Raw genomic sequence first — 18,989 nt, 5'->3', positions numbered from 1 at the left:
TGAGCCCCACGTTCATGAGCCCACCGTTCGAGGCTTCACGCGTGCCGAGCGCGTACTGCGGTGAGTGTGGGTGGCAGTACAGGGCCGACGGGGACGACGATGGCGAGCTCAGCCGGGCGATGATCGAGCACTTCGTCGAGACTGGTCACTCGCCGGTCGAGCAGGCCGATGCCGACGAGCGCCTCGAGAAACGCGGCGACGACGAACCGGGAGGGGCCTCGAGCGACGGAGATGACTCGAAGCCGGGGCCAAACCCGCGTCGCGGGTGACGCGACCCGACGAACGGGTCGAGTCGAGCGACCGACGCGAGTCCGTCACCTCACGCGAAGTCCTCGAGCGTCGGCCGCTCGAGATCGCCCGGGAATTCGTCGACAGGGACCTGTACCTGGTCGCCCGAGTCCATGTCCTTGATCGTCACCTCGTCGTTCGCCAGGTCCTGCTCGCCGGCGATGACGACCGTCTCGGCGTTGATCGAGTCGGCGTAGTTCAGTTGCGCGCCGAACGAGCGGCCGGCGATGTCGGTCTCGACGACGTGGCCGCGCTCGCGCAGATTGCGCGAAATGCGGGCCGCCTCGGTGCGCGTGTCGCCGATCTGCAGGACGTAGTAGTCCGTGGAGACTTCCTCGTCGGGCCAGACGCCGGCACGCTGTAACAACAGCGGCAGCGTCGCGTGGCCCGGCGCGACGCCGACCGCGGGCGTCGGTTGGCCGCCAAAGCCCTCGATGAGGTCGTCGTAGCGACCACCGCCGAAGATCGACCGCGACACCTCACCGGCCGAGTCGAAGCACTCGAAGACGACGCCCGTGTAGTAGTCCAGCCCGCGGGCCGTCTCGAGCGAGATCGTACAGTACTCGCGAGCGCCGAAGTCCTCGGCGGCGGCAAGCACGTTCTGGAGGTTCTCGACGGCCGCGTCCACGCGTTCGGTGTCGGCGAACGATTTGACTTCTTCGAGGTCGCCGCCCGCGATGAGATCGTCGAACTCGGCGGCTTGATCCGCCGAGAGCCCGGCACCGACTAACAGATCGTGGTACTCGGTCCGCGAGATCTTGTCAGATTTATCGACCGCACGGATCGCCGCCTCGGTGTCGATCTCGGCGTCGTAGCTCTCGAGGACACCCCCGAGGATGTCGCGGTGGGAAATCCGAAATTCGAAGTGGTCGCCGGTCAGTCCCAGCCCGGTCAGGGCGTCGGCGGCCCACGCGAGGATCTCGGCGTCGGCTTCGGGTTCCGCGGAGCCGAAGATATCGACGTTGGTCTGGTAGAACTCGCGCTGGCGGCCCTGCTGGACCTGCTCGTAGCGCCAGAACGGCCGCGTCGAGAACCACTTGATCGGCTTCGACAGTTCCTGTTGCTTGGCGACGACCATCCGGGCCACCGTCGGCGTTAGCTCGGGCGTCAGCGTCACGTGGCGGCCACCCTGATCCTCGAACGAGTAGAGTTCGTCGACGATGTCGTCGCCGCTCTTATCGGTCCACATCTCGGCGCGCTCGACGGCCGGCGTCCCGATCTCGCGGAAGCCGTACTCGCGGGCGGTGTCCTCCAAGACGTCGATGGTCGCCCGCCTGGCGGCCATCTCGCCGGGGTAGAAGTCGCGAAAGCCCTTGATTCGGTCGTACATGAACACGGGTTCGGCCACGTCGAACTTCTATCCTTTCGTTCCTCGACGGCGGGCCGTCGCCACAACTGTCGGCCCGCGGAACGTTTGGTTCAGTGCTTCCGTCCGTTAGTTCGATTGAATCGAATTCGAGACCGTCCCGTAGGTTGATACCGGCCTGCTTCGACAGTGCGACCGTGCAACGCGTGGCCAACGACGACTGGGTCGCGGAGATCGGCGAGCAACTGCCCGTCTCGCCGCTGTCGGTGCTCGGACTGTTTCTCGCCGCGATCATCGGGACGCGCCTCGCGCTCGAACGCGTCTCGACCCGGGCGCTGCTCGAGAGCGTCTTTCCGCTGTTGGCCGCGACCGCGGTCGTCCTCGCCGATCGGTGGCTGATCGCCCGGGACGTCTCGGCGCGTGATCGCCTCACCGTCTTCGGCTACGGCCTCGGCGGCTTTCTCGCGGCGGCCCTCGTGACGTCGCTGCACCTCTTCGTGCTCTATCTCGAGGGGACCGGCGCGCTGGCACCGCTATACCTGCTCCTGATGGGCGGAACCGTCGGCGTCGGCGCGGGCACCGTCGCCGGCATCTACGAAATTCAACAGCGGGCCGCGGTTCGGGAGGCCGAACGCCAGAGCGACCGACTCGAGCAGTTCGCGAGCATCGTCAGCCACGATCTGCGGAACCCGCTGAGCGTCGCCCAGGGGCGGCTCCGAGCCGCGGTTACCACCGGTGAGGCAGAACACCTCCAGGAGGTCGACGCGGCGCTGACTCGAATGGACGAACTCATCGAGGAGACGCTGTCGGTCGCCCGCAGCGGTTCTCAGGTCGAAGACCCCCACGAGGTACCGCTGGTGGAACTCGCGAACGAGGCCTGGACCGCCGTCGAGACGGGCGGGGCAACGTACGACGCGGTCGGCGATCGGACGCTTCGGGTCGACCCCGCACGTGCGAGACAACTCTTCGAAAACCTCTACCGAAATGCGATCGAGCACGGGCGCGAGGACGTCCACGTCCGCGTCGGCCCCTGCGACGGCGGCTTCTTCGTCTCGGACGACGGCCCCGGCATCCCCGAAGACGAGCGCGACGAGGTCTTAGAGCAGGGATACTCGACCTCGGAAGAGGGCTCGGGGCTGGGGCTGGCGATCGTTCAGGCCATCGCGGACGCCCACGGCTGGCAGGTCACAGTCACCGAAAGCGAAGGCGGGGGCGCGCGGTTCGAATTTACGCGCGGCGGATAGAAACGCGAGCGCACTCAGCGGACGTTCGTCACGTACGTCTGATCGTGATCCGGGAAATACGCTGCGACGGCTTCCGGACCCTCTTCGTCCACGATGGTCGCGCGAAGCTCCGCCTCGTAGTCGGCCCGATCGATCTCCTCGCTCGGCCCGACGATCACCTCGAGTCGGTCCTCGACGAGCCGGTCGACGGCCGACCGGCCAAAGCCCGACAGCGGTGCGATGTAGTCGACATCGTGGCGGTCCTCGAGGCTCTGGGCCTGCGCCCGCGAGACCGTCGGGACGCGGTCGTCGCGGCGCGTCCCGTCGGCGACCGCGTCGAACCCCCGCGCTGCCAACTGCTCTAGGGCGTGCTGGTGGACCTGCTGGATCCCGTTGCGGGGAAACCCGTCCTCGCGGATCCGCTCGACGGCCTCCCGGGCGACCTCGGGGTCGCACTCGAGGCGCTCGAAGGCGAACCCGGCTCGCTCGGCCGTCTCCCGGGCGTGTTTCCAGTCGTCGCTGATCCCGAAGTGGGCCGTCAGCAGCGTCACGTCGTAAAACTCCTCGAGCAAGAGCGCGGCCAGCGTCGAATCCTTGCCGCCGCTGTAGAGCAGTCCGAGTTCCATCAGCGCCGCTGGATGTCGAAGCTCTGTGAATCGGGCTTGAGTTCTTTGAGGAGCTGTTTCATCTTCTCATCGTCGACCTTTCCCTGAATGCGCCCGCTCCGGGCAAGGCTGACGACCTGGCGCTCGACCTGCTCGCCGAACTGGGGTTTGCTCATCTTGACCGTGTTGAGTCGCTTGCGGGCGTCGTCGGTCAGATGCTGTCGCAACACGGCCTTCTTCTGTGCCTCGGCCTGTTGCTGGGCCGCCTCCTGGCTCGCCTCGTCACCCTGGGACTCGGCGCGATCTTGTAGCTGCTCCATTTTCTTCTGTCGGAGCTCCTCGAGCCGTTCGTCGTCTGGTGAGCCGCTCATAGCTGTCTCTGTTGTTACTTCTTCCGCGGGCGGGAAAACCATTACGGACGCGTAGCGACGGCTCTCCGCGGTGAAACCGACGCGAAAACGGTGTCAGCGATTACGCGTAGCGCTCGAGTTCCGGACGGTCGAGATCTTCGAGGACGGCCCCGGCGGTGTCGTCGAGCAGGCTCTGTCCCTCGGCGGTGATACGGCGGCCTTCTCCTTCGGCGGTCTCGACGAGGTCCTCCTCCTCGAGTTGCTGGAGGATCGTCCGAATGAGGTTCTTCGAACCGTCGGTGCGGTGGTCGGGCGCGACCTGATAGCGGTTCGAACCGCCCTTCGCGCCGCCGTACTCCGTCGAGAGGCGCTCGACGCCGATCGGGCCACGGTCGGCGACCTTGCGCAGGAGACTCGCCGCGCGAGTTGCCCAGAAGTCCTCCTGTTCGGGGGGCAGTTCTCGGTCGGCACCGGTCTTGGCGAACGCGCCCCACTCCGGTTCCTCGAGTCGATCCGCGAGATCGTCGGCGAGCGCCTCGATGAGGTCGTCCGCCGGAACGTCGTACATCGTAGCCATTGGCGTGTGGTTTCCGTCGCCGGCATTTAAGAGCATCGTCTCTTCGCGGCCGGCCGGCGGCCCGGACCGTTTTTCGCCCTCGAGGCGAAACGGGTGGTATGGACGAACGCGCCGCCCTGCGACTGCTGTCGGGCGAACTCGAGGCGGCCGGCGACGACGCAGCCGTCGTCGACGGGCTAGTCGTGACGACGGACATGCTCCACGAGCGGACGGACTTCCCACCGGGAACGACCCGCTATACGGCCGGCTGGCGCGCCGTCGGCGCGTCGCTGTCGGACGTGGCCGCGATGGGTGCCGAGGCCACGGCCGCCGTCGCCGCCTACGCCGCCCCCGCGTTCGACCGCGACGACCTGCTCGCCTTCGTCCGCGGCGCGAGCGACGTCTGTGAGCGCGTCGGAACCGAGTACGTCGGCGGCGATCTGGACGGCCACGACGAGTTCACCGTGTCGACGACCGCGATCGGACGCACCGACGACCCCGTCCGCCGACGCGGCGCGCGGCCCGGCGACCTCATCTGCGTGACCGGTACGCTCGGCCGGAGTGCAGCCGCCCTCGAGTATTTCGACCGGGGCACGAGCGACGGCGATGACCGCCTTCGCGAGCGCGCGAACGATCTCTTTCGGTTCGTCCCTCGAATCGCGGCCGGCCGGGCGCTGGCTCCACACGCGACCGCGATGATGGACTCGAGCGACGGGCTCGCCCGCTCGCTACACCAGCTCGCCGAGGCCAGTGGCTATGGCTTTGCGATCGAGTCCGAGCGGCTCCCGATCGACGACGCCGTCCGCGAGATCGCCGACAGCGATGACGGGGCGCTCGAGCGCGCGACCACCTTCGGCGAGGACTTCGAACTCGTCGCGACGCTCCCCGAGGACGCTGCTCCGGTCGTTCGAAACGAGATCGACGTTCCGCTCTCGGTGATCGGGTCGGTACTCGAATCAGCCGAGGAGATCACGATGGACGGCGAGCCGCTCGCGGATCGCGGTTACACGCACGGCTGAGGACGAGCGGCGGGGCCCGAAACTCGATCAGCCGACGATCTCGACCGGCACCGGCATGAAACAGAGCAGACCGATCCCGAAGGTGGCCACCCCGAGGACGAACCGTCCCCGTCCCAGCGATTCGTCTCGAATCGGCGTCGCCGGCCCCATCGACGCGACCAGCGTCGTCAGTACCCCCCAGAGGATCCAGATCAATACCGTGTTCAGGCTGTAGTCCTGCAGGTAGTAGAGATAGCCGGCGAGCGCGAACAACACGCCCGGAACGACCGCGGCAATGGTCTCTTGGAGTTCGCCGGCCATCGCCCGAAGGATGTGGCCGCCGTCGAGTTGGCCGACCGGGATCAGGTTGAGGAACGTGACGAGCATCCCGACCCACGCGCCGATGACGACCGGATTCACGCCCTTCGCGGGATCGTTCCGGTACAGCGGCTGGTCGAAGCCGGCCGCGAGCAACTCGAGCAGCGGGGGATAGCCGAGTCTGATCTCGATCGCGTTGGGATTCTGCAACACCGCCTCGGGAACGGTCACGGGTGGTAAGTGAAGCCCGATCACCGTCACGACGACCGTCGCGACGAAGCCGGCCAGCGGACCGGCGACGCCGATGTCGAACAGCGCCTTTCGGTCCGGCATCCGCCCCTTCATTCTGATGACCGCTCCCATCGTCCCGATAAGCGTTGGCACCGGGATAAAATACGGCAGCGAGGCGTCAACCTGATGGTAGCGGCTCATCACGTAGTGTCCCATCTCGTGAACGCCGAGGACGCCGAGGATCGCAGCCGTGAACGGCCAGGCATGCCAGATCGCGGTCGGGTCGGCGAACGGATCGAGCTGATACCACATCGAACCGGCGAACAACGTCGACCCGATCGTCAACAGAAACAAAACGATGTTCGTCCACGGAATTCCATCGATGCCGATGTCCGTCGGTTCGGCGACGAGCATGTACTCGCCGCGACGCTGCTCGAGAGTGGCGTCGTAGCCGCGCTCGCGAAACGCCGGCCAGAGTTCGCCCATCACCCGTTCCGGGTGAGCGAGCGGATCGCCGTAATATACGAGCCGGTCGTCCTCTTGCCGGACATCATAGACCGTAAACACCGATTCGATCCGATCGATCGGTGGCCCGTCCTCGAGGGAACGACCGCCGCGTCCCGCGGTGCCGAATCCGGACCGATCGATGTCTTCCATCACCAGCGTTTCACGATCTGGCGGTATAAATCGACTGCCGTCGGCAGGCGAGGCCGTTTTCCCGGGGTAAACCGCTCGATGTCGTTTGGCACTTCTGGCGGCGAGCGCGCTTGACGTGCCGGAGTAGACTGTGACAGCGTGACGACCGAAAGACAGTGTCTGTGGGTGTGAGGAATGAGGGTGATCGTGCCGGGGTAGGCAGTGACGCGCCGGCACGGGTGCGTGAGAGGAGTGCCGCACGGACGTGCAACAGGGGTGCTTGAGGGTGCCACACGAGCGTGCGACAGGGGTGCGTGAGGTGAACGCGGGGACGTTCGTCGGGCGGTTCGAAGCCGTCGAGCGACGGATCGACGATCAGGCGGGTGCGACACGCCAGGTGGTCGCGCTCGTGTAGGACCACTTCTCGATCTCGAGGTCGCTGACCGAGTCCGAGAGCTTGACCATCAGTGCGCCGATCTCTTTGGGGGACATCCCGACGTCGTCTGCGATGAACTTGCCTTTGAAATACAGTTCGCCGTCTTCGGCGCGTTCGCGCAGGTAGCGTTTCAGGCGGCGTTCCTTGCTTTCCGTGGAGGGTTGGGCTGTCGTGCTCATCGACATCCCACCCTTCCGACGGCGATCTGTTATAAAGGAGGGATGGTTAGCCGCGTTTCGATTGCATTCAGCTATCAGGGGGGTAAGAATCCTTTTACAGGCGCTTATTATATCGCTAACTGCCGGTTTAGAGCCATCTAGACGTTTTAAAACAGCTGCTAACTTATTATCTCTGGTGAAACAATCATGGTGAATAGACTATCGTTCTCGACGATCATTTCGATATTTTAGAACCATTGTGGATCGAACGTAACGGTCAGGGACGATCGTGTACCCAGAACTCGTCCTCGGCCGTCACCTCTTTCTTGAACAACGGGACCTCATCTTTCAGCCGATCGATCCCATCTTCGACGGTTCGAAACGCCTCTGCGCGGTGGCCTGCGAGGACGACGACGAAGACGATATCCTCGCCGTCCGCGACGACGCCCGTTCGGTGATAGAGTTCGACCTCGAGAACGCCGTCGCGCGCCTCGAGGTCCGCCTCAAGGGCCGCCATCCGCTCGTCGGCGACGCCCTCGTACTTTTCGAACTCGAGGTGCTCGGTGCGCGCATCGTCGTCGCTATCTTTCGCGCGGACGCGGCCGGTGAACGTCGCAATCGCGCCCGCGCGGTCGGCGCTGGGCGATCGCTTGACGCGGGCGACCAGCGACTGCAGGCTCTCGTGGGGTTCGGCTGCCTCAAGTCGCGCGATGAGGTCGTCGAACTCGAGGTCGGCGGGGCCGTCGATGGTCGCGAGAACCGGCCCCTCGGTTATCCGATCGTCCACGGCCTCTCCCACGACGATCGACGGATGACGGAGCGACCGCACGCCGACGACGACCGCGTACTTGCAGTCGGTCGACAGGCTGTCGAGCGCGTCGCCGACTGACATTCCCGTGCCGGACGCTGCCCAGTCGCCGTCGACGCCGAGGTCGTAGGTGACGTCGCCGCCGAACGTGAGCGACTCGCCGGCGTGCGTTCCGTCGGCGATCGTCGCGTCGTACCTGACGACACCCACGCGCCCCCGTTCGGAGAGTCGATCGACGACTCGGTCGACGACGCGCTCGAGCGCGTCGCCGCCGGCTCCCCCGTCGCGAACACCGAGTACGTGCATGTTCGAACGAAAGACGGGTCCGGCTTTGTAGCTGTCGGCAAGAAAGCCCCGATCTGCCGGGCTCGAGAGCCCGGCAGATCGCCCCTTTCAGTCCTACCCCGCACCGAAACCCAGGCAGTATCGGTCCCACCCCGCCACAATCCGGGCAGTCCCACCCCGCATCGCAGCCTGGGCGTCCTCCCTTGCACCTCGAGAGCCGCCCCGGCCATCGCACGGTGACGAATCGGGTTCGTGGCGACGGCTCGAGACTTTGCACCTGCGGAACGAACGTCCGATATGTCCCTTCGCATCGGGTTCACGGGCGACGTCATGCTCGGTCGACTCGTCGATGACCGCCAGCGCGATCGCTCCGTCGACGCGGTCTGGGGGAACACGCTCGAGCGCCTGCGCGGGCTCGACGGGTTGGTGATCAACCTCGAGTGCGTGCTCTCGACGCGCGGGCGAAAGTGGACGCGGACGCGCCGGCCATTTCATTTCCGGGCCGACCCCGACTGGGCCGTCCCCGCACTCGAGCGGGCCGGCGTCGACGCCTGCGCGCTGGCGAACAACCACGTGCTTGACTACGAGGAGGTCGCGCTGCGAGACACCCTCGCGGCGCTGGACGAGGCCGGCATCGCGCGATCGGGTGCCGGCGAGACGATCGACGAGGCGCTCGAGCCGGCGGCGTTCTCGGTCGGTGATTCGAACGGCGGTCTCGACGTGGCTGTCGTCTCGTTTACCGACAACACGCCGGAGTACGCCGCCGACGAGGAGTCCCCGGGGACGGCTCGAGTCGAGTTCGATGTCGACGACACGACAATGCGCCGGCGCGTGAGAAAAGCGTTCGAGCGCGCACGCGAAACAGAACCCGACCTGCTGGTTGCCTCGCTACACTGGGGGCCGAACATGGTGACGGAACCGCCGGCGTCGTTCCGCGCAGTCGGCCGCTGGCTCGCCGAGGAAGGCGTCGATATCGTCCACGGCCACAGCGCCCACGTCTTTCAGGGGATCGAGGTTCACGACGGAACACCGATCATCTACGATGCAGGCGACTTCGTCGACGACTACGCCGTCGACGATGAGCGCCGGAACGACCGGAGCTTTCTGTTCGTACTCGCCGTGGGTCCCGACGGGCGGCCGACGGACCTCAGACTCCACCCGACCGAGATCGACGGCTGTGCGGTCCACGTAGCGAGTCCGGACGCGGCAGCGTGGGCGCGCGATCGCATGCGCGACCTGTCGGAACCGTTCGGCACCGCGTTCGATCGAGATGGGGAGGCGCTCGTGCTGTCACTCGGCGACGACGAATCTAACGACGGTGAGATCTGAGCGTGTGCTCGGACTCCGCTCGAGCGGTGTGTCACCACGCCGTCCGGGTAGTTGGCAACCCTTAAGAGAGCAACTCCGCTACACCGGGGTAGTATGAAAGTGGTCGTCTCTATCGGCGGGAGCGTCCTCGTACCCGAGCCCGGCGGGGATCGGGTCGCCGAACACGCTGCCGTCATCGAAGACCTCGCGGCGGACGGCTGTCGGATCGGTGCCGTCGTCGGGGGTGGCGGCGTCGCCCGTGACTATATCTCGGCCGCCCGGGACCTCGGGGCCAACGAGATCGAACTCGATCAACTGGGAATCGATGTCACGCGACTGAACGCTCGGCTGCTCATCGCCGCGCTCGGCGAAGGAGCTGTGACCGCACCCGCGACGGATTACGAAGAGGCCAGCGAGGCGCTGCGCCGCGACGACATCTGCGTCATGGGCGGGGTCGCGCCGGCTCAGACGACCGACGCCGTCGGGGCCGCCCTCGCGGAGTACATCGACGCCGATCTCCTCGTCTACGCCACGAGCGTCCCCGGCGTCTACAGCGCCGATCCCAACGAGGACGCCGACGCGATCAAGTACGACGACCTCTCCGCGGCGGAACTGGTCGACGCTATCGCCGGCCTCGAGATGAACGCCGGGGCCTCCGCACCCGTCGATCTGCTGGCGGCGAAGATCATCGAGCGCTCGGGGATGCGCACGATTGTCCTCGACGGCACCGATCCCGATCGGATCGCGCGGGCGGTCCGCCACGGCGACCACGAGGGGACCGACATCGTCCCCGACGGCGCCGGCGCGGAACCGACCTACTGGGCGAGCGACGAGCGATGAGCGACGAGAGCCCCTATACCCTCCAGCGCGAGGACGGCGAGGACGCGCGCCACGCCTTCTGGGCCGATACGGTCGCAGACCGAGTAGAAGCGCGTGATCCCGACGAGCCGATCGTCGTCAAGGGCGGCATCTCGCCGTCTGGCGTTCCCCATCTTGGCAACGTCAACGAGATCATGCGCGGCTACTTCGTCGCCGAAGTGCTTCGCGACCGGGGCCACGAGGTCCGGCAGGTGTTCACCGCCGACGACCGCGACCCGCTTCGCAAACTGCCGCGAACCCTCTGTGACCTCGAGGGGAACCTCGTCGATTTAGGCGAGGTCGACGCCGGCGCGCTCGGCCGGAACCTCGGCGCGCCCTACACCGACATCCCGGACCCCTTCGGCTGCTGTGACTCCTACGGCGACCACTTCGCGACCATTATCCAGGACAGTGCCGACGCCGTCGACGTTCCGATCGACCTCGTCTCGAACACGGAGCTCTACGAGTCCGGCGAGTTTGAAGACGTGACGCGGTTCGTGCTCGAGCATCGAGAGCGCGCACGCGAAGTCCTCTCGGAGTACCAGGACAAAGTCGACGCGAACGGCGACTACGTCCCGTTCAATCCGATCTGCGAGGAGTGTGGGAAGATCACCGAGACGGTGACGAGCGTCGACCTCGAGAGCGAGCCGCCGACTGTCGACTACCGCTGTACCGACATGGACGCCGGCGACCAGACGATCGACGGCTGCGGCCACGAGGGAACGGCGACGCTGCGCGAGGGCAAACTCCCCTGGCGCTTCGAATGGCCGGCCCAGTGGCAGCTGCTGGGCGTCGACTTCGAGCCCTTCGGCAAGGACCACGCCGAAGGATCGTGGCCCAGCGGCCAGGACGTCGCCCGCAACGTCCTCGAGACCGAGCCGCCGGTCCCGATGGTCTACGAGTGGTTCACCCTCGAGGGCGAGCCGTTCTCCTCCTCGGAGGGGAACGTGATCCTGGTCTCGGACGTACTCGAACTGCTCGAGCCCGAGGTGCTTCGGTACTTCTTCGCGAAAGATCCCTCGAAGGCGCGAGATTTCAGCATCGAACGGCTGGACCAGCTGGTCGACGAGTTCGACCGGCTCGAGGCGATCTACTTCGGCGAGATCGAGGGCAGCGAGGACGAGGAGGCGTTCGCCGAGCGCGTCTATCCGTTCATCGTCGATGAGCCCCGAGAGGACCGCATTCGGTTTCCCTACACGTTCGCCGCGGTGCTGGGGATGACCGACGATCCCGAGTTGCGCGAGGAGATCGCCCGGCGCGAAGGACATATTCCCGAAGACGCGCCCGAGTGGGCCGTCGAGGGGGCGCTCGCACGCGTCGAGCGGGCGCGAAACTGGGCCCGCCGGACCGGCAACGAGTTCGATTACGAGCTCAAACGGACCGAGATCCCGGACCACGAGTTCGACGCGGCCACCGAGGAGGCACTCGCGGAACTGGCCGACTTCATCGAAGAGGGCCACGAACCCGACGAGATACAGGGCGAGATCTACGAGACCGCGAAGCGCCACGACGTCGACGTCGGCGACTTCTTCGGTGCTGGCTACCGACTCTTCTTCGACGAGGAGCAGGGCCCGAAGCTCGGTCCGTTCCTCGCGAAGGTCGATCGGGAATTTGTCGTCGATCGACTCCGGCGAGAGCGATGACGCCGCCCGGCGGACGAGTCGATAGACAAAAGCCATTTGAGAACTCCCCGCGGAAGTAGTATCGATGGACTACGGTTCCTCCGCCTTCGTCTCGCCCCCCGCGATTTACGGCTCGGAACTCCTCACCTGGGTCCTGATCGGACTCGCGCTGTACTGGGGGGCAGTCATCGCGTTGCAGAACACGGGTCGGCTACCCGACTATATCGGTACGCAGGGACCGATACTCACGTTCCACACCAAGCGCGGACGGGTGCTTCTCGACCGCCTCGCCCGCCCGAAACGGTTCTGGCGGGCGTGGTCAAACCTCGGCGTCGGCATCGCGCTGGTTGTGATGGTGGGTATGTTCCTGTTTCTCCTGCGGGCGGCCATGATCGCGCTCACCGGGCCACAGCCGACGACCTCGGCCGTTCGACAGCCGCGCAACGTCCTCGTCATTCCCGGCGTCAACGACTTCCTCCCGCTGGCGGCCACGCCCGGGATCGTCTTCGGGCTGCTCGTCGGGCTCGTCGTTCACGAGGGCGGCCACGGGCTGCTCTGTCGCGTCGAGGACATCGACATCGACTCGATGGGAGTCGCGATGCTTGCGATCCTCCCCGTCGGCGCGTTCGTCGAACCCGATCAGGAGAGCAGCAACGCCGCCTCCCGCGGCGGACAGACGCGAATGTTCGCCGCCGGCGTCACGAACAACTTCGCGGTGACAATCCTCGCCTTCGCCCTGCTGTTCGGGCCGATTGTCGGCTCAATCGGCGTCGCGTCCGGTGCCGCCGTCGGCGGCGTCGCACCCGACTCACCCGCCGCCGAGGCCGGCATCCAACCTAACGACCGCATCACGGCGATCAACGGCACTCCGGTCGAGAGCAACGACGAACTCGCGAACCGACTCGAGTCGACGACGGGCGAGCAGGTGAGCGTCGAACTCAACGGCGAGGAGACAGTGCCCGTCGACCGAGCATTGGTCGTGACCGCGGCGATGGACGACGGGCCGACGGGGCTCTCCGCCGGCGATAGAATCCGTGCGGTCGACGGCCGGACCGTCGCGACCGAGCACGGGTTCATCGACGCCGTCGGCGACGACGAGCGGGTCACGCTGACGATCGAATCCGAAGACGGCGAGCGCGTCGAACGCGAAGTGACGATCGGGGCCGCAGTCTCGATCGTCGAGAACGAACCGCTCGAGGGCCAGACCGGACCGACGGACGAGACGTTCGTGATCACCCAGTTCAACGGCGAGCGGATACACGACTACGCGGACCTCGCGGCGTTGCTCGAGGATACCAAGCCCGGTCAACAGGTGTCCGTCGCCGGCTACTTCGGCGACGAGCGCCGGACGTACACCGTTACGCTCGACGACCATCCACGATCCGACAGCGGGTTCATCGGGATCCAGCCCCACCGAGGAACGTCCGGCGTCACGGTGAACGACATCGGCGTCCAACTCTATCCCGCCGGCGACTATCTGGCGCTGCTCGGTGGCGGCGAGTCGCCGTTCGGACCGATCACGGACACCTTCCTCGGTAAAGTGGGGATGGCAGTGTTGTTACCGATCATCGGCGTCACCGGCGCGCTGCCGTTCAATTTCGCCGGCTTCACCGGCGGGATTCAGAACTTCTATACGGTGCACGGCCCGCTCAGCGTCTTCGGTGATGGTGCCGTCTTCCTCGCCGCGAACCTGTTGTTCTGGACCGGCTGGATTAACATCCAGCTTGGCTTTTTCAACTGTATCCCGGCGTTCCCCCTCGATGGCGGGCACATCCTCCGGACCAGCACCGAGGCGGTCGTCTCTCGCCTCCCGATCGACGCGACGCGTGGCATGGTCCGCGTGGTGACGACCACGGTCGGCGTGACGATGCTCGTGAGCTTCCTCCTGTTGCTGTTTGGCCCGCAGCTATTCGGCGGCTAAGCGGCCGGCCTCGAGCATCAAGCGGACCGACTATGATCCGTCGGGATCGATGCCGTGGCGCTCGTAAAACTCCTCCGTGGTCTCCTCGAGGCGCTCGAACTCGGTGTCGAAGTAGTGTTCGTGGTGGCGAACGACCTGTTCGACGACCCAGCGGCTGAACTCCTCGTCGAACCGCCACTCCCCCTCCGTTTCGGGAATCTCGAAGCGGTCGTCCGTCGAGAACGCCGCGTAGACGTGGTAGTAGCCGAGGATGACGTCGACGAAGTCGCTGGCCTTCTCGCAGCCGCTCTCGCGGCGCTCCTCGAGTTCCGCGTGGCCGGCGTCGGTGAGTTCGAAGTACTTTCGATCGGGTTCGTCTGCGCGCTCGATGCGCTCGGCCCAGCCTTTCTCTTCGAACTTATAGAGAATCGGATAGACCGAACCGTACGACGGTTCCCAGTGACCGCCGCTGATATCGCGGATCTCTTTCAAGATCTCGTAGCCGTACCGCGGTTTCTCCTCGAGCAACTCGAGGACGAGGTAGGCGATGAGTCCCTTGGGCGGCCCACTTTTCCGCATGTACGTCGTGGATTTAACGGACGGACGTAAAGGGTTTCGGTCAGACCCGGACACGGTCGATCGACGGCCGGTCGCGAGGGCGCGCTCCGACGGGTCATACGGCGGAGCGGTGGCAGGGAACGACGGGGCGAAACCCCGGCCCTTCTTAGCCTCGCCGTACGAATCGCCGCGCATGGAACGACGGCGACCGCCACAGACCGAGGAGGGTTGGTACGTCCTGCACGATTTCCGGTCGATCGACTGGGACGCCTGGCGAGACGCGCCCGAGCGTCGGCGCTCGCAGGCGATCGAGGAGGGTGTCGACTATCTCGCGTCCTGCGAGGCCGTCGACGACGCCGGCGAGGGCGAGTCCGCGACGTTCGCGGTGCTCGGCCACAAAGCCGACCTGCTCGTGCTCCACCTGCGGCCGACGCTCGGCGACATCGACGCCCTCGAGCGGCGGTTCGAACACACCGCCCTCGCCGAGTTCACCGAGCGGGCCGACTCCTACCTCTCGGTGACCGAGGTCTCGGGTTACATGTCCCAGGACTACTTCGACGAGGACGCGGAGGTCGAAGACGCCGGCCTCGAGCGCTACATCGAGTCGCGGCTCAAGCCCGAAATCCCCGACAGCGAGTTCCTGAGCTTCTATCCGATGAGCAAGCGCCGCGGCCCCGAGGACAACTGGTACGACCTGCCCTTCGAGGAGCGCGCGGAGCATCTCTCCTCTCACGGGGACATCGGCCGGGACTACGCCGGCCGTGTCACGCAGATCATCTCCGGCAGCGTCGGCCTCGACGACTTCGAGTGGGGCGTCACGCTGTTCGGCGACGATCCGACCGACGTGAAGGAACTGCTCTCCGAGATGCGCTTCGATCCCTCGAGTTCCCGATTCGCCGAGTTCGGCCGGTTCCTCTCGGCGCGTCGATTCCCGCCCGAAGACCTCGGTGCGTTCCTCGCGGGCGAGCAAGTCCCGCAGGAGGGCGACGGCGGCGACCATCCCCACGCCCACAGCGGCGGCGAGTCCGCAGACCACCATCACGGCTCCGGGGGCCACCACGGAGACGACTCGAGTTCGGGCGGCCATCCCCACGGCGACGACGAAGACGACGAAGACGTGCGCAGCGAACTCGAGGAGATGGGCGTCTACGCGGGCCAGCCCCACGGCGAGGACGTCCACGCGGTCGTCCTCTATTCGGCGGCCGATCCCGACGAACTCTTCGAGGAGGTCGACGGGCTACGGGAGAACTTCGACCACTACGACACGCACGTGAAGACGGCCGTCTACGAATCTCGAGCGGAGGACGCGGAGACGGCGATCGTCAGCCTCTGGGACACCGATCGCGCCGCGAACACGGCCGCCGGATTCCTCGCGGACCTCCCCGAGATCGTTCGACAGGCGGGAGACGACGAGGACGACTCGTGGGGGACGATGGGGATGTTCTACACCGTCAAGCCCGAACACCGCAGCGACTTCACCGGCACGTTCGAGGACGCCGCCGACCTGCTCGCGGAGATGGACGGCCACCGGAAGACCGACCTGCTGGTCAACCGCGAAGACGAAAACGACATGTTCATCGCCAGCCGCTGGGATTCCCGCGAGGACGCGATGCAGTTCTTCCGCTCTGATGCCTTCTCGGAGGCCGTCGAGTTCGGCCGCGATGTGCTCGCCGACCGGCCGCGACACGTCTTCCTCGCCTGAGCCCGCCCAAATTTTCGCCCCGCTCGAGGAACCCCCCGATCAGCTCCCACCGGGTCCCGACGATTCGTCGTAGAAGAAGTAGGCGGCGATCCCGGCCAGTCCGAACGCCAGCGTCAGGAACGGCCATTTGCCGGCGTCGCGATCGGTCGCGAAGGCGTGGACGGTGACGAAACTCGCGAACCCGAGGTGAGCGATGAACGTTGCAACGAGAAACGACTGTGCGTCCATTAGCCGAGCATTCGACGGGGCGAGCAAAGCCGTTACGAACCCGACGGACGGAGCTACGGATGAGGTCGGTGCTGTGGCCGGGAGAGCGGCTCACCGCACTCGCGGTGAGTCGCTCGACCCGGGGGAGGGCAGGCGGTCACCCGATTTCGACCGCGAGCGAAGCCGTGCGCGGTGCTATGCGCCGCGAGAAGTCGAATAGCGCGGGACCGAAGGTCCCGCCATGCGAACGGGCGAAGCCCGTGAGCAGACGGCCGAAGGCTGTGAGACTGGTTGAGCGAGCGGGCCGACGACTGATGTGAGCGAGCGCAACGAGCGAACGGAGGGAGGAGTGCTTTTGATCGACCGTTTACCGAGGCACATCGCGAGTGGGGCGCTACGCGCCTCACTCGCGATAGACCGTGGGTTCGAAATGCCTCTGGCGGTTCGTCATCACGAGAGCGCTCCGCTCTCTCGAACGACAGTGTAAAAAGTCGTTAGTCGAAGTCGTGATCCGGGTCGTCCTCGACTTTTCGCTTCATCGAGTCGCGGCGGGATTTGGCGTCGCGGCCGGTCGCCTCGAGAAGGAAATCGTTTTTCGCGTCGACGGCCTCACCGGCGGCCTCGAGTTCGTCGGGGCCGAGTTCGGTGGGGTCGCGCTCGTGGAACTCGACGGCGAGTTTGTCCTTCTTGCCGGAGTACTCGACGGCTCCGACGACGATTTTCTCGAAGACCGGGTTGTCGGGCTCTTCGATGAAATAGAGGTCGCTGCCCTTGTACTCTTGGGTGTCGGTGATGGGACCGAAGTAGTCCTCGACGGTCGCCTCCATGTCGGGGATTCGTTCCTCGAGATATTCACCGCGACGCATCTTGTACTCCTTCATGGCTCGAAGAAGCACGGGGGAGTGTTTACCTCTTTTCATAGTCGACGTTTCGGGTGTCTGATTGGTTCGCGGGGCCGAAAACCGGCGGCTGTGGGGAGACGGGCCGATGACGGTCATCCCCGGCAGACGGGACCTAACGCGGCGGATCGTCCGGAAGCGGCCAAAAAGGGAGACGAAAGGCGAACCGAAATCGGACACCGATCTCCGGCCACCGATCCGTCAAAGACGCGCTACTGCCGTTCGCGCTCGCTGAGATAGCCCTTCCGACAATCGGGACAGATGTCGCCGGCGCGGAGCGAACTGCGGTCGCCAGCGGCGACGAAGTCACACCGCGGACAGTGGAACTCGGTCGGAACGTCATCGTCGGACTGATCGCTGCTCTCGGCCGGAGACGGGGCCGACCCGGCGCGTTCGATGCCGGTCCCCGAATCGGACGCTGCGTTTCGATCGGTGTCGGCGGTGTCTGTAGCGGAGGCGTCGGCCGTCACCGACCGTGCGTCGGCCCCGGCCGCGCCGTCGGCAGCGCTCGCACCGCCGAGGCCGTCCGAGGGCGCATCGTTCTCGAGAAGGACGGCGTCGTCGTCGATCTCGTCCGGATCGATGCCGCCGGGGTCGTCGGCGACTGCCGACTCGGTGTCGGATTCGTCGTCCGGCCACGCGGTCGGTTCGGACTCCGCGCCGACCGGCGGCCCGACGTCGTCCGAGTCGGGCCACTCGCCGCGGTCTCGGTCCCGATCAGGTTCGGACCCGTCGTCCTCTAAAATCTCGCCGTCATCGGTGACGGGGTCGCCGTTTTCGTCCGTCGGAATCTCGATGTCGTCGGCACCGTCGTCGGCCGCCGGGGCCGCGGACGGTTCCGGTTCGGACGCGTCTGCCTCGCGAACGTCGACACCGTCGGCGGCGAACTCGTCGGCGGCCGCCGTGTCGTCGGCACCGGCGGCCGCATCGGCGTCGATGAACTCGGCGTTCGTCCCCGATTCGGCGGCGTCGATATCGGACTCGAGTGGCTGTTGGGTCGGTTCGTCAGCGGGTTCGTCGGAGGGCGTGTCGGCGTCCGTCGCGGTGGAGAGACTCGTCACTTCGGTATTCTCACTGATGACGTTGCGCTCGCCACAGCGGGAACACTCCTCGTATTCCTGGACGGTAACGACGACTTCGCTGCCCCGTTCTTCGCGCTCGCGTTCGACATCGGCCTCGCCGAAGTCGTGCCCGAGCAGCGAACATCGCAGGACCATTGTCCCACCGTACCGAGTCATTCCATAAAAAACGTACTGCCTGTGTGTCCTAGCTCCGTGACGGTCTCGAAGAGCGACCGGTTCGAGGGAGCGACCCGAGTCCCGTTCCCAAGGGTGGGTCGACGAGCGTCGGCGTACGGCCGACGGCCGGCGGCCGTCGCCGTCGGAACGGCAAACGTCAAATCCCAGGTTATCGAATGGGCATACGGATGAGAGCAAAGCGGGAGTACCGGAACCGGGAACGGACGGAGGTGGCGGTGCTCGACGAACTGGTCGACCGCGCCGACGATGGGATGACCGTCTTCGAACTCCGCGCGGCCGTCGAGGTCGACATCGACGAGCTCGAGGACGCCCTGTCGACGCTCAAGGAGGACGACCTGATCGACGTCGAGTCGGGCTCCGAGACGGTTATCAAGCCCGCCGAGCGCGTCGTCCCCGACGAGCCGGCCGACGAGGATGACGAGCAGTCGCTTGGCGAGTGGCTGCGCGAGCGGATCCCTTTCTGAATCGAAACGCCTGA

General features: G+C 66.0%; 20 protein-coding genes. 9 read left to right on the top strand and 11 right to left on the bottom strand.

The genetic code is table 11. The features are described from left to right. Window positions 1–14 precede the first annotated feature (14 nt). Window positions 15–269 carry a hypothetical protein gene (locus tag ACJ70B_RS10890; protein ID WP_408957009.1) on the top strand — a complete coding sequence of 85 codons (255 nt, stop codon included), beginning with the start codon at window positions 15–17 and terminating at the stop codon, window positions 267–269. A gap of 50 nt (window positions 270–319) precedes the next feature. Here ACJ70B_RS10890 and hisS read toward each other — a convergent pair whose 3' ends face one another. Further along, window positions 320–1,618 (bottom strand): histidine--tRNA ligase, encoded by a 1,299-nt coding sequence (hisS, locus tag ACJ70B_RS10885; protein WP_408957008.1) that lies wholly within the window; start codon window positions 1,616–1,618, stop codon window positions 320–322. A gap of 173 nt (window positions 1,619–1,791) precedes the next feature. On the opposite strand from hisS, the gene ACJ70B_RS10880 reads away from it, so the two are divergent. Beyond that, window positions 1,792–2,838 carry a sensor histidine kinase gene (locus ACJ70B_RS10880; protein ID WP_408957007.1) on the top strand — a complete coding sequence of 349 codons (1,047 nt, stop codon included), beginning with the start codon at window positions 1,792–1,794 and terminating at the stop codon, window positions 2,836–2,838. A 14-nt stretch (window positions 2,839–2,852) separates the two neighbouring features. On the opposite strand, the gene ACJ70B_RS10875 is transcribed toward ACJ70B_RS10880, so the two are convergent. The 3 genes from ACJ70B_RS10875 to ACJ70B_RS10865 all read right to left on the bottom strand — a co-directional run bounded on the left by ACJ70B_RS10875 (window position 2,853) and on the right by ACJ70B_RS10865 (window position 4,349). Next, window positions 2,853–3,443, bottom strand: coding sequence for an asparagine synthase-related protein (locus ACJ70B_RS10875; protein WP_408957006.1), 591 nt, complete (start codon window positions 3,441–3,443; stop codon window positions 2,853–2,855). After that, window positions 3,443–3,793, bottom strand: a complete 351-nt coding sequence (locus ACJ70B_RS10870) for a DNA-binding protein (RefSeq protein ID WP_408957005.1) — start codon at window positions 3,791–3,793, stop codon at window positions 3,443–3,445. The genes ACJ70B_RS10875 and ACJ70B_RS10870 overlap by 1 nt, the downstream gene beginning before the upstream one ends. 100 nt (window positions 3,794–3,893) lie before the next feature. Next, the gene (locus ACJ70B_RS10865; RefSeq protein WP_408957004.1) at window positions 3,894–4,349 is read right to left on the bottom strand and encodes a 30S ribosomal protein S19e; all 456 of its coding nucleotides are present in this window, start codon (window positions 4,347–4,349) and stop codon (window positions 3,894–3,896) included. A 98-nt stretch (window positions 4,350–4,447) separates the two neighbouring features. On the opposite strand from ACJ70B_RS10865, the gene thiL reads away from it, so the two are divergent. Further along, window positions 4,448–5,347, top strand: a complete 900-nt coding sequence (gene thiL / locus ACJ70B_RS10860; RefSeq protein ID WP_408957003.1) for a thiamine-phosphate kinase — start codon at window positions 4,448–4,450, stop codon at window positions 5,345–5,347. A gap of 27 nt (window positions 5,348–5,374) precedes the next feature. Here the strand turns inward: thiL and ACJ70B_RS10855 are convergent, their stop codons facing one another. From ACJ70B_RS10855 to ACJ70B_RS10845, 3 genes are all read right to left on the bottom strand, one after another. Next, the gene (locus ACJ70B_RS10855; protein ID WP_408957002.1) at window positions 5,375–6,532 is read right to left on the bottom strand and encodes a site-2 protease family protein; all 1,158 of its coding nucleotides are present in this window, start codon (window positions 6,530–6,532) and stop codon (window positions 5,375–5,377) included. A gap of 354 nt (window positions 6,533–6,886) precedes the next feature. Next, a complete protein-coding gene (locus ACJ70B_RS10850) occupies window positions 6,887–7,132 on the bottom strand; it encodes a hypothetical protein (RefSeq protein ID WP_090619353.1) in 246 nt (81 codons plus the stop codon). 250 nt (window positions 7,133–7,382) lie between these two features. Next, window positions 7,383–8,219: a molybdopterin synthase gene (locus ACJ70B_RS10845; RefSeq protein WP_408957001.1), complete on the bottom strand. Its 837-nt coding sequence runs from the start codon at window positions 8,217–8,219 to the stop codon at window positions 7,383–7,385. Window positions 8,220–8,495: 276 nt separating this feature from the next. On the opposite strand from ACJ70B_RS10845, the gene ACJ70B_RS10840 reads away from it, so the two are divergent. From ACJ70B_RS10840 to ACJ70B_RS10825, 4 genes are all read left to right on the top strand, one after another. Further along, complete coding sequence (locus ACJ70B_RS10840; RefSeq protein WP_408957000.1) at window positions 8,496–9,527, top strand: CapA family protein; 1,032 nt, start codon at window positions 8,496–8,498, stop codon at window positions 9,525–9,527. A gap of 93 nt (window positions 9,528–9,620) precedes the next feature. Beyond that, on the top strand, window positions 9,621–10,346 hold the full coding sequence (gene pyrH / locus ACJ70B_RS10835; protein ID WP_408956999.1) for a UMP kinase: 726 nt from the start codon (window positions 9,621–9,623) through the stop codon (window positions 10,344–10,346). After that, complete coding sequence (gene lysS / locus ACJ70B_RS10830; RefSeq protein ID WP_408956998.1) at window positions 10,343–12,007, top strand: lysine--tRNA ligase; 1,665 nt, start codon at window positions 10,343–10,345, stop codon at window positions 12,005–12,007. The genes pyrH and lysS overlap by 4 nt, the downstream gene beginning before the upstream one ends. A 64-nt stretch (window positions 12,008–12,071) precedes the next feature. Beyond that, complete coding sequence (locus ACJ70B_RS10825; protein WP_408956997.1) at window positions 12,072–13,907, top strand: site-2 protease family protein; 1,836 nt, start codon at window positions 12,072–12,074, stop codon at window positions 13,905–13,907. A 30-nt stretch (window positions 13,908–13,937) separates the two neighbouring features. Here the strand turns inward: ACJ70B_RS10825 and ACJ70B_RS10820 are convergent, their stop codons facing one another. After that, on the bottom strand, window positions 13,938–14,465 hold the full coding sequence (locus ACJ70B_RS10820) for a PadR family transcriptional regulator (protein ID WP_408956996.1): 528 nt from the start codon (window positions 14,463–14,465) through the stop codon (window positions 13,938–13,940). Window positions 14,466–14,637: 172 nt separating this feature from the next. On the opposite strand from ACJ70B_RS10820, the gene ACJ70B_RS10815 reads away from it, so the two are divergent. After that, window positions 14,638–16,146 carry a heme-binding protein gene (locus tag ACJ70B_RS10815; RefSeq protein ID WP_408956995.1) on the top strand — a complete coding sequence of 503 codons (1,509 nt, stop codon included), beginning with the start codon at window positions 14,638–14,640 and terminating at the stop codon, window positions 16,144–16,146. A gap of 39 nt (window positions 16,147–16,185) precedes the next feature. Here the strand turns inward: ACJ70B_RS10815 and ACJ70B_RS10810 are convergent, their stop codons facing one another. From ACJ70B_RS10810 to ACJ70B_RS10800, 3 genes are all read right to left on the bottom strand, one after another. Continuing rightward, window positions 16,186–16,374, bottom strand: coding sequence for a hypothetical protein (locus ACJ70B_RS10810; protein ID WP_408956994.1), 189 nt, complete (start codon window positions 16,372–16,374; stop codon window positions 16,186–16,188). Window positions 16,375–16,847: 473 nt separating this feature from the next. Continuing rightward, a complete protein-coding gene (locus ACJ70B_RS10805) occupies window positions 16,848–17,234 on the bottom strand; it encodes a DUF5611 family protein (RefSeq protein WP_408956993.1) in 387 nt (128 codons plus the stop codon). A 230-nt stretch (window positions 17,235–17,464) separates the two neighbouring features. Continuing rightward, entirely contained in the window at window positions 17,465–18,469 is a 1,005-nt protein-coding gene (locus ACJ70B_RS10800; protein WP_408956992.1) for a hypothetical protein, read from the bottom strand. Window positions 18,470–18,678: 209 nt separating this feature from the next. Between ACJ70B_RS10800 and ACJ70B_RS10795 the strand changes: the two genes are divergently transcribed. Next, window positions 18,679–18,975 (top strand): DUF6432 family protein, encoded by a 297-nt coding sequence (locus ACJ70B_RS10795; RefSeq protein ID WP_408956991.1) that lies wholly within the window; start codon window positions 18,679–18,681, stop codon window positions 18,973–18,975. The last annotated feature ends 14 nt before the right edge of the window (window positions 18,976–18,989 follow it).

Origin of the sequence: Natrinema sp. 74 (genome assembly GCF_046097095.1) — an archaeon.
In the GTDB taxonomy this organism is placed as follows: domain Archaea; phylum Halobacteriota; class Halobacteria; order Halobacteriales; family Natrialbaceae; genus Natrinema.
Note: the sequence above shows the minus strand (reverse complement) of the source record. Positions and strands in the feature narration are given on the sequence as shown.

Bases quoted from the DNA above. Each gene is read 5' to 3' on its own strand.
- ACJ70B_RS10815 (WP_408956995.1), top strand. From the start codon at position 14,638: ATGGAACGACGGCGACCGCCACAGACCGAGGAGGGTTGGTACGTCCTG.
- ACJ70B_RS10795 (WP_408956991.1), top strand. From the start codon at position 18,679: ATGAGAGCAAAGCGGGAGTACCGGAACCGGGAACGGACGGAGGTGGCG.
- ACJ70B_RS10865 (WP_408957004.1), bottom strand. From the start codon at position 4,349: ATGGCTACGATGTACGACGTTCCGGCGGACGACCTCATCGAGGCGCTC.
- thiL (WP_408957003.1), top strand. From the start codon at position 4,448: ATGGACGAACGCGCCGCCCTGCGACTGCTGTCGGGCGAACTCGAGGCG.
- ACJ70B_RS10810 (WP_408956994.1), bottom strand. From the start codon at position 16,374: ATGGACGCACAGTCGTTTCTCGTTGCAACGTTCATCGCTCACCTCGGG.
- ACJ70B_RS10850 (WP_090619353.1), bottom strand. From the start codon at position 7,132: ATGTCGATGAGCACGACAGCCCAACCCTCCACGGAAAGCAAGGAACGC.
- hisS (WP_408957008.1), bottom strand. From the start codon at position 1,618: ATGTACGACCGAATCAAGGGCTTTCGCGACTTCTACCCCGGCGAGATG.
- pyrH (WP_408956999.1), top strand. From the start codon at position 9,621: ATGAAAGTGGTCGTCTCTATCGGCGGGAGCGTCCTCGTACCCGAGCCC.
- ACJ70B_RS10870 (WP_408957005.1), bottom strand. From the start codon at position 3,793: ATGAGCGGCTCACCAGACGACGAACGGCTCGAGGAGCTCCGACAGAAG.
- ACJ70B_RS10890 (WP_408957009.1), top strand. From the start codon at position 15: ATGAGCCCACCGTTCGAGGCTTCACGCGTGCCGAGCGCGTACTGCGGT.
- lysS (WP_408956998.1), top strand. From the start codon at position 10,343: ATGAGCGACGAGAGCCCCTATACCCTCCAGCGCGAGGACGGCGAGGAC.
- ACJ70B_RS10855 (WP_408957002.1), bottom strand. From the start codon at position 6,532: ATGGAAGACATCGATCGGTCCGGATTCGGCACCGCGGGACGCGGCGGT.
- ACJ70B_RS10875 (WP_408957006.1), bottom strand. From the start codon at position 3,443: ATGGAACTCGGACTGCTCTACAGCGGCGGCAAGGATTCGACGCTGGCC.
- ACJ70B_RS10820 (WP_408956996.1), bottom strand. From the start codon at position 14,465: ATGCGGAAAAGTGGGCCGCCCAAGGGACTCATCGCCTACCTCGTCCTC.
- ACJ70B_RS10805 (WP_408956993.1), bottom strand. From the start codon at position 17,234: ATGAAGGAGTACAAGATGCGTCGCGGTGAATATCTCGAGGAACGAATC.
- ACJ70B_RS10845 (WP_408957001.1), bottom strand. From the start codon at position 8,219: ATGCACGTACTCGGTGTTCGCGACGGGGGAGCCGGCGGCGACGCGCTC.
- ACJ70B_RS10825 (WP_408956997.1), top strand. From the start codon at position 12,072: ATGGACTACGGTTCCTCCGCCTTCGTCTCGCCCCCCGCGATTTACGGC.
- ACJ70B_RS10840 (WP_408957000.1), top strand. From the start codon at position 8,496: ATGTCCCTTCGCATCGGGTTCACGGGCGACGTCATGCTCGGTCGACTC.
- ACJ70B_RS10800 (WP_408956992.1), bottom strand. From the start codon at position 18,469: ATGGTCCTGCGATGTTCGCTGCTCGGGCACGACTTCGGCGAGGCCGAT.